Here is an 8332-nt window from a genome sequence, read left to right as displayed (position 1 = left end):
TGAACATGTATTTGGTGTACTCAAGACCTTCAAAATACTTTCAGAGCGCTATCGAAATAGAGGGAAAAGGCTCGGTTTAAGATTCAATTTAATTGCTGGAATTTACAACTTAGAATTGAATGAAAAATGAGTTATGAAAGAGATCTAATGTTTCCATGATATTTTTATTCTAATTTAAATGGCATCAATCCATCCTGATTGATGTAATTTCAATTAGTGCTGTATAGAGGTGTAGAAAAGAATGGAAATATAAACGGTTTGATTAACATTCTTTTGAATAGTGACTTGAGATGCTTTGTTCGATCTTTTTATAAATGATATCGAAGGCGAATAAAACAGATGAAAACAGAATGCATCTATTTTTGATAGTACACTCACATTGAGTGAGTAGAGTGAACGTGCATTTTTCTTGATCTATCAATCGCTATTTTCGGAGTGGGATTGCATTGAATGTAGCGTAATTATTCAGTATGTTGAGTAAGTAGAAGAATAAAGTATAGGAAGATCATATGTTGCTTTTAGAAGAAGTATTTAAAAATAAAAAAGCAGAGCATTCCGAAGCCTTTAATTTACGACTGCATCGAGGGATAAGTTGGTTTAAAAAATCAATACTACTTGATGAAGATTTAGATTTAAAATTTATCAGTTTGTGGATTTCGTTTAATGCTATTTATGCTCGAGAAGGCACAGTTATACAACCACAACAAGGTGTGAAGCAATTTTTAACCGCACTGAGTCAATTAGATTATGAACACAAGGTTGAATATGTACTTGAGCATAAAGGTAAACAAAGTATTCATTTGATTTTGGATAATCCTTATATTTATCAGGGGTTTTGGGATTATCATAACCATAAAATCAGTCAAGCTTCTTGGAAAACAGAATTTGAAGCTGAACAACGCGTGGTACATCAAGCTTTACAGAGTAGAAAAACTGCAGATATTTTAACCTTTCTGTTTGCTCGCCTAAATACCTTGCGGAATCAAATTTTGCAGGGTGGGGTTAGTTATAATAGTGTGGTAAATCGACGTTATGTTGCCGATGGTTGTAATATTCTATCGATGCTTATTCCAATTTTTATGTTTATTCTGCTGGAAAATGCCGAGCGACTAGATACGGAAAAACCATTCTATCCGGTCATGCAGGTATCTTAACGGGTTTAGATTGCATGAGTCGGCGCGATTGTAAAGATGTGCTCGGCTCATGCAAACTTGCTTAAGGCTGAAAAGTTTCACGTGGATTTAAGGGTTTGTTATAGCTAAGTAAATCGATTAAAGCGAAGACAATCGCAGCCACAACCAACAAAATGCCCACCAGACAACTCATACTCCATCCTCCATGATGCCCAGCATAAACGCCTAATGCTGAACCACAGGCTCCACCAATAAAATACATGGTCATATAAATGGAGTTAATGCGAGATTTGGCATCTGGACGAATGCGGAAAATAATATTCTGATTGCTACTATGCACCACCGCCAAGCCTAAATTAATTAAGCCATAGCCTAAAATATAACTGATGAGGCTATGTCCACCTACATACAGGAAGTACCAACTGACGGCCATAATGGTACAACCAGACCAAGTCAGCACAGTGGTATAACCCTGATCCGCTAATTTTCCAACATATTGTGTCGACAATGCACCGAACACGCCAATCAGTGGAATGACTCCGACCAGTACATCGGGCAATTGATAGGTTTTAGACGTGAGCAACAGTGCGATGGTTGAAAATAAAATGCTCATGGCAGCAAAGACAAAGCCACCAATTAAAGAACGTAACATGAGGCGACGCTCTTGCTGCAATAATAGCCCCATGGACTTAAAGACTTGGGGATAGCTCATTTTAAACGACATCACATAAGGTAAACGTGATTTCAGTAAAAAAGCCAAGATGAGAGTAAAGACACCGCTTAGCGCATAAATCAGTTTCCAGTGAAAAAGGTTGGACACGAGTCCAGCCAAACTGGTCGAAAGTAATAAGCCGACCAATAAACCACTCATAAGGAAACCAATCACTTCACCTGTTTTTTCAGGTTTTGCCGCCATAGTTGCTAATGGAATCAGTACTTGGGCTGCGACGGAAAATAGTCCGACGATACTGGTGCCTAACCAAAGCATCGGCAGGTTGACCGCAAAACTACAAATAAATAAGCCAATTGCTGCAAAAAACATGAGCAGCGGAATAAATTTGGTTTTATTGACCATGTCGCCAATTGGAACAATCAGCAATAAACCCAGTGCATAAGACACTTGGGCAAAAGTAACCGTTAAGGCCACTTGTGACTCAGGCACATTAAAATATTGTTGAATTGAATGAATAAGAGGTTGGCAATAATAGTTTGCACCAGCACAAAGACCACAAGCAACCGCCATGAGCCACAGCAGCGGTTTGTCTTGGCTAATATCACGTGGAGAATTCATAAAGTTCCTTGGCTTGTTCGGTTAATTGCAATAAGCGGTTGCTTCAATTTCAATCAGCATTCCTGGTATGGCAAGACACGGAACAGGAATCAGCGTGCAGGCAGGAAAGTCATGTTGTTTCCAGCGCTTTTGTATTTCCTGAATTAAAAACTGATGTTTCTTGGGGCTATGGTCAACCACTAGAATTCTTAAAACAGCAATATCTAAAAATGAAGCATCGGCATGTACAAGTGCATGCTCTAAATTGGTCATGGCTTGGCACAATTGCTCTGCAAAATCTTGAGATAAATGTCCTCGTTGGTTTTCACCACCTTGTCCTGAAATGTGAAGTATACGTGAAAAGTGTCTAACTTCAGCCATGTGACTATAGGCAAAAGGGCGCGGATTATAAAGTGTTTTTGGATTCATCAACTCAAATGGAACATGAGATGCGCCGTGTTGCATAAAAATTCTGCCTGTGATTGATTTTTTGTTAGTATCAAAGCTCAAGTTAACTTGAGGTCAAGCTTTTATGGAAGAAAATCAGCAAATAATGTCATCAGAACAGCAGTGGTTGAGTATTGGTGATTTGGCAAAGCGCAGTGATGTCAGTGTTGCTGCTGTGCGCTTTTATGAAGAAAAAGAACTGATTTGGAGTGCACGAACTTCGGGCAATCAGCGCCGTTATCAGCGTTCCATGTTAAGGCGCATTGCCATTATTAAAGCCGCACAGCAAGTTGGAATTTCATTACAACAAGTCAAGGTTGCCTTTTCTGTATTACCGAAACAGGGAAATGCCACCAAGCAAGATTGGCAACGGATGTCGCAGCAATGGCAAACCCAGTTAGATCAGCAGATTGTGCATTTATTACAACTGCGACAACAACTGGATTGGTGTATTGGGTGTGGTTGCTTATCCTTAGAGCAATGCCCACTGCGTAATCCCAATGATGTATTGGCTGAAACTTCCGCGGGGGCACATTTTCATGAGCTATTATTGAAGATGAATCATGAAAACACTGAATGACTCATTCTGCAAAGAATAAAGATTTTCAGTGAAAACCTTTAAAAATTGTTGGTGCTAGCTAGAATTAGTTAGCAAGCTTTTTCTTGGATAAGGTAATCATCATAATTCCGACAATATTGAGTAAACACCCGATCCATTGCCAAAAATTCAAATGTTCATTTAAAAAGGCGACTGCCAATAAAATGGTCAGGATGGGACCAACCGATGCAATCATGGCAGATTGAGCCGCCCCAAGCCGTGCAATACTTTGCATCAGGAGTACAGTCGGAACAACTGTGACAAAGAAGCCCAGTGCTAAACCATACCACAGTACGCCAACAGGCAGTTGTTGCACCAATACAATAGGATGGGGAGTGACCCAGAAAAATTGCACCAGTGTGCCAAGGCAAGCGGTTGTTAAAGCCAGCCCAGTAAAATTCCATGATCCAAATTTTTGAATCAACGTGGGCGTTAGCAATAGATAAGCCGCGAAGGCGATCGCACTGGCAAAAACCAGACTGGCTCCGAGCCAGAAATGTTCTTGAACAGGCGCATGTTGTTGTTCCTGAAGCATCACCAAAACGGTACCACCGTAACTAAGCACAATGGCGAGCATACTTTTGACTGCAAGTTTTTGCCGATACAGCGCACAAGATGCCAATACGGTTAAAGTGGGGTAGAGGAATAAGATGATGCGTTCTAAAGACGCACTAATATACATTAAGCCTAAAAAGTCCAACCAACTGGCAAAGTAGTAACCCATCAGGCCTGCAATCATGAGTAGTCCCCAATCTTTTGCTTGTAAACCTTTGCTCTTTTCCCGATTGAACCAACAGATCAGTAAAAAGAACGGTAAGGCACAGGCCATACGAATCGCCATCAAGAGCGTGGCATCCACCAAAGGTGATAGGGCATAAGCTTGTTTGATAAAAATCGCTTTGCTGCTAAACAAAAAAGCCGCGCCAATTGCAAACAAACTGCCGAGTTGGCTGCGAGATAAAGAGAGATTCATAAAAATATAACTTTTTAAAAGATAGGATTGCGACCGATATGCAGTATAGGCTTTTGGTCAGAAAGAGAAAAATGCAAAAAAATGATCAATTATTATACTTCTTGGAATGAAATAAATAAAAATACATACGATAAAGTTATATGAATGCAGGAAGATTTTATTTAAGTCTTTAAAAAATATTTAAGTATTTGTTTATTTGGCGAGGATTTTCTACAGATTCATTGCAATGATGACTAGACTGAAAGATGACTGTCACGCGATGTGAATAATAAATGACCTAAAATAGTGCAAAATATGTCGAATGAAACATATTGCATCATCAGATTAAATGATTTGAAAAGTTTTTTTTAATTAGATTTTCTGCATTATCAGACTTTGGTCATATTTCATGACTATGCTGAAAATAGTTGTTGATTTAGATAAAGCGAGATTGAGTTGAATTTTGAGTTGAGATATTTCTGGAAGAATTTTCGAATCGAATTCATCGCATTTGGAAGAATGGAAGACTAAAGAAATGGTCATCTTGGTCAACTTCGCAGCTAAAAACTAAAAAATGCCTGAACTTTGTATAGCCTCAGGACTATTTTCTTCACGCGGGATTCAAGGGGAATTTTGTCAGAAAAGCCACGCCGTTTAATTAAATCAATGTGGTTTTAAAAAAAGCAACGAGATTTTGACTCATAAAGTAAAACACTCGCCAATTGAATGGCGATTCAACACCGCAATGTTCTAGGCAAAACCGGTGAATGATATATCGAACAATTATTTTTATGAATCATCAGTTCAAAATGAGGGTATTTATTAAATAAATATTGGGTGGTAATTTAAAAAAGTTCAATTAGAATCCAAAATTCAACAAGAACACATCCAGAGGGAACATCGTTTCTAACGGTGTTTACTAGATAGAGAAAATTAGCTTGAGGAACGCTCATGCAGATCGGAATCCCTACCGAAACTGTCGTCGGTGAAAATCGTGTAGCTGCTACGCCAGAGACAGTAAAGAAATTGATCAACGCTGGTCATAGTGTGGTCATACAACGTGGCGCTGGTGTAAAGGCTGCTTATATTGACAGTGCTTATGAACAAGTCGGTGCTAAAATTACAGATGATGCCTACGTGGGCAGTCAGATGATTTTGAAAGTTCGTGCTCCTAAGGGTGCGGAAATTCAAAAGTTAGAGCCAAACACCACTGTTGTGGCAATGTTTGACCCTTACCGCAATACCGAATTAGATCAATTTGCATCACAAAACGTGTCTGCATTTGCATTGGAATTATTGCCTCGTACTTTATCTCGTGCACAAAACATGGACGTATTGTCTTCTCAAGCCAACCTTGCAGGTTATAAATCTGTGCTTTTGGCAGCGGCAGAATATCAACGTATGTTCCCAATGTTAATGACTGCTGCAGGTACCGTTAAACCAGCTCGTATCGTGATTATGGGTGTGGGTGTTGCTGGTTTACAGGCCATTGCGACTGCAAAACGCTTAGGTGCTATTGTGGAAGCAACAGATTTACGTCCAACTGCAAAAGACCAAGTAGAATCTTTGGGTGGCAAGTGGTTAGACGTCCCGATGTCTGATGAAGAAAAGCAAAAAGCTGCCGACGCTGCCAAGAATGGTTATGGCTGGATGCCAGGTGAACAGTACATTAAAGATCAAGCTGCGATTGTGGATAAGGCGGTATCGAATGCAGATATCGTGATTACCACTGCATTATTGCCAGGTCGTGATGCACCTCGTCTTATCCGTGCTGAAACTGTAGCTAAAATGAAACCTGGTTCGGTCATTTTAGATATGGCAGTTGAAACTGGCGGTAACGTTGAAGGTTCCAAAGAAGGCGAAACAGTGATGACTGAAAATGGTGTGAAAATTTTGGGTGTTCCCAATATTCCATCTACAGTTTCGACTGAAGCTTCAGCACTTTATGCACGTAACGTTTTCAATTTTGTCGAAACATTGTTTGATAAAGATAAAAACTTTGTCTTAAATCAAGAAGATGAAATTCAAAAAGCCCTATTGGTCACTCATGGCAGCCAAGTGCTGTTGAAGCGTGCGTAAGGAGATTTCTCATGGTTGAAACAATTACTATTTTTGTCCTTGCCATCTTCGTCGGTTATTACGTGGTGTGGGGCGTTACGCCAGCATTACATACACCACTTATGGCAGTAACCAATGCGTTGTCGTCCATTATTGTGGTGGGTGCAATGATTCAAACTGTAGGGATTCCTGCAATTGGTGTGGATGCGAATGTTGCATTCCAAAGTGTGAATGTGGTGAGCATCTTGGGTGCAGTTGCCGTGTTCTTAGCAAGTATCAATATTTTCGGTGGCTTCGCAGTAACCGCACGTATGCTTGAAATGTTTAAGCCAAAGCAAAAGAAAAAAGAGGGCTAATATATGGAATTCATTCGAGACTATGCGGATTGGTTCTACCTAATTGGTGCTGTCCTCTTTATCTTAACTTTACGTGGTTTGTCTGGTCCAAAGACCGCGATTCAAGGTAACCGTTATGGCATGATCGCAATGGCGATTGCTGTCGTGACCACTTTCTTTGTGGCAGATCATCCTGTGATTTGGATGATTGGCGGTGCGATGGTGCTCGGTGCAGTCGTAGGTATTGCTCGTGCACGTACTGTTCCAATGACTCAAATGCCTGAAACAGTGGCATTGATGCACTCATTGGTGGGCTTGGCTGCGGTATTGATTGCAATTGCTGCAATCCTGCATAACAACCAACTCACCGCTTTATTTGCACAAAATGAAGCTGCTTTAACTGCTGCGGGTGTGCAACATGCCCACATGAGCAAGGTTCATTTATTTGAATTGTTCGTGGGTTGTTTTGTGGGTGCAATCACCTTTACTGCATCTGTATTTGCTTATGGTAAATTGGCTGCAAAGAAATGGGCAAAAACCATTTCAGGTGCATGGGTTAAACCTGTACAAGCGTTGATTTTCCTTGCAATGTTGGCGTGTGGAGTGTACTTCTTCACGACTGGCAACATGACTGCATTCTGGGCAATGACGGCACTTGCACTTGCATTTGGCTGGGTGTGGATTGCACCAGTTGGTGGCGGTGATATGCCAGTTGTGGTCTCACTTTTGAACTCTTTCTCTGGTTGGGCAGCAGCAGGTATTGGTTTCACACTTGAAAACAATATGTTGATCGTTGCGGGTTCATTGGTGGGTTCTTCTGGTGCGATTCTGTCTTACATCATGTGTAAAGCTATGAACCGTTCAATCATCAACGTATTGTTTGGTGGTGCCATGGGCGGTGCAGTGGTTGCATCGGCAGATAAAGGTGAACAAGTTCAACGTAATCATCGTTCTGGTTCAGCAGATGATGCAGGCTTCCTGATGTCAAATGCAGACAGCGTTGTGATTGTACCGGGTTATGGCATGGCGCAAGGTCGTGCACAGAATGCGGTGAAAGAGTTATGTGAAATCTTGAAAGAGCAGGGTGTAAAAGTTCGTTTTGCGATTCACCCAGTTGCAGGTCGTATGCCAGGTCACATGAACGTATTACTTGCTGAAGCGGATGTTGCGTATGAAGACATCTTGGAGATGGATGAGATTAACTCTGACTTCCCAGCAACGGACGTGGTATTGGTCATTGGTGCGAACGACGTCGTGAACCCTGCTGCGAAAGATGATCCAACTTCTCCAATCTATGGTATGCCAATTTTGGAAGCACATAAAGCACGCACTATTATGGTGATCAAACGCTCTATGGCAACGGGTTATGCAGGCTTAGACAACGATTTGTTCTACAATGAAAAAACCATGATGGTCTTCGGTGATGCGAAAAAAGTTGTGGAAGATATGACCAAAGCCATTAATGGTGGCGGACACTAAATGAAAGTCTCCAGTCTCTTTTATAAAGAGAGACTGGAGGAGATTTAAAACCACTCTTCG

8 protein-coding genes and 1 pseudogene are annotated in these 8332 nt (G+C 40.9%); 6 read left to right on the top strand and 3 right to left on the bottom strand.

Going from position 1 to position 8332, the window contains the following annotated elements:
- A pseudogene (locus tag E0H82_RS15225) lies at window positions 1-130 on the top strand (IS5/IS1182 family transposase); the annotation flags it as partial.
- Window positions 131-509: 379 nt separating this feature from the next.
- The gene (locus E0H82_RS15220) at window positions 510-1154 is read left to right on the top strand and encodes a HEPN domain-containing protein (protein WP_131265567.1); all 645 of its coding nucleotides are present in this window, start codon (window positions 510-512) and stop codon (window positions 1152-1154) included.
- 61 nt (window positions 1155-1215) lie between these two features.
- Here the strand turns inward: E0H82_RS15220 and E0H82_RS15215 are convergent, their stop codons facing one another.
- Both E0H82_RS15215 and E0H82_RS15210 read right to left on the bottom strand, forming a co-directional pair.
- Entirely contained in the window at window positions 1216-2424 is a 1209-nt protein-coding gene (locus E0H82_RS15215; RefSeq protein WP_131265566.1) for an MFS transporter, read from the bottom strand.
- A 21-nt stretch (window positions 2425-2445) separates the two neighbouring features.
- Window positions 2446-2868 (bottom strand): RidA family protein, encoded by a 423-nt coding sequence (locus E0H82_RS15210; protein ID WP_131265565.1) that lies wholly within the window; start codon window positions 2866-2868, stop codon window positions 2446-2448.
- Window positions 2869-2935: 67 nt separating this feature from the next.
- On the opposite strand from E0H82_RS15210, the gene soxR reads away from it, so the two are divergent.
- A complete protein-coding gene (gene soxR / locus E0H82_RS15205; protein WP_319922785.1) occupies window positions 2936-3430 on the top strand; it encodes a redox-sensitive transcriptional activator SoxR in 495 nt (164 codons plus the stop codon).
- Window positions 3431-3494: 64 nt separating this feature from the next.
- Here soxR and E0H82_RS15200 read toward each other — a convergent pair whose 3' ends face one another.
- Window positions 3495-4421: a DMT family transporter gene (locus tag E0H82_RS15200; RefSeq protein ID WP_131265564.1), complete on the bottom strand. Its 927-nt coding sequence runs from the start codon at window positions 4419-4421 to the stop codon at window positions 3495-3497.
- A 930-nt stretch (window positions 4422-5351) separates the two neighbouring features.
- Between E0H82_RS15200 and E0H82_RS15190 the strand changes: the two genes are divergently transcribed.
- Genes E0H82_RS15190 through E0H82_RS15180 form a run of 3 tightly spaced genes read left to right on the top strand, consistent with a single transcriptional unit; the run spans window position 5352 to window position 8272 of the window.
- A complete protein-coding gene (locus E0H82_RS15190) occupies window positions 5352-6479 on the top strand; it encodes a Re/Si-specific NAD(P)(+) transhydrogenase subunit alpha (protein WP_131265563.1) in 1128 nt (375 codons plus the stop codon).
- Window positions 6480-6490: 11 nt separating this feature from the next.
- Window positions 6491-6814, top strand: a complete 324-nt coding sequence (locus E0H82_RS15185) for a proton-translocating transhydrogenase family protein (RefSeq protein ID WP_116761332.1) — start codon at window positions 6491-6493, stop codon at window positions 6812-6814.
- A gap of 3 nt (window positions 6815-6817) precedes the next feature.
- Window positions 6818-8272: an NAD(P)(+) transhydrogenase (Re/Si-specific) subunit beta gene (locus E0H82_RS15180; protein ID WP_131265562.1), complete on the top strand. Its 1455-nt coding sequence runs from the start codon at window positions 6818-6820 to the stop codon at window positions 8270-8272.
- Window positions 8273-8332: the final 60 nt, after the last annotated feature.

The organism is Acinetobacter sp. ANC 4910, from assembly GCF_004331035.1.
In the GTDB taxonomy this organism is placed as follows: Bacteria; Pseudomonadota; Gammaproteobacteria; order Pseudomonadales; family Moraxellaceae; genus Acinetobacter.
This window is presented reverse-complemented; position numbering and strand designations above follow the sequence as displayed.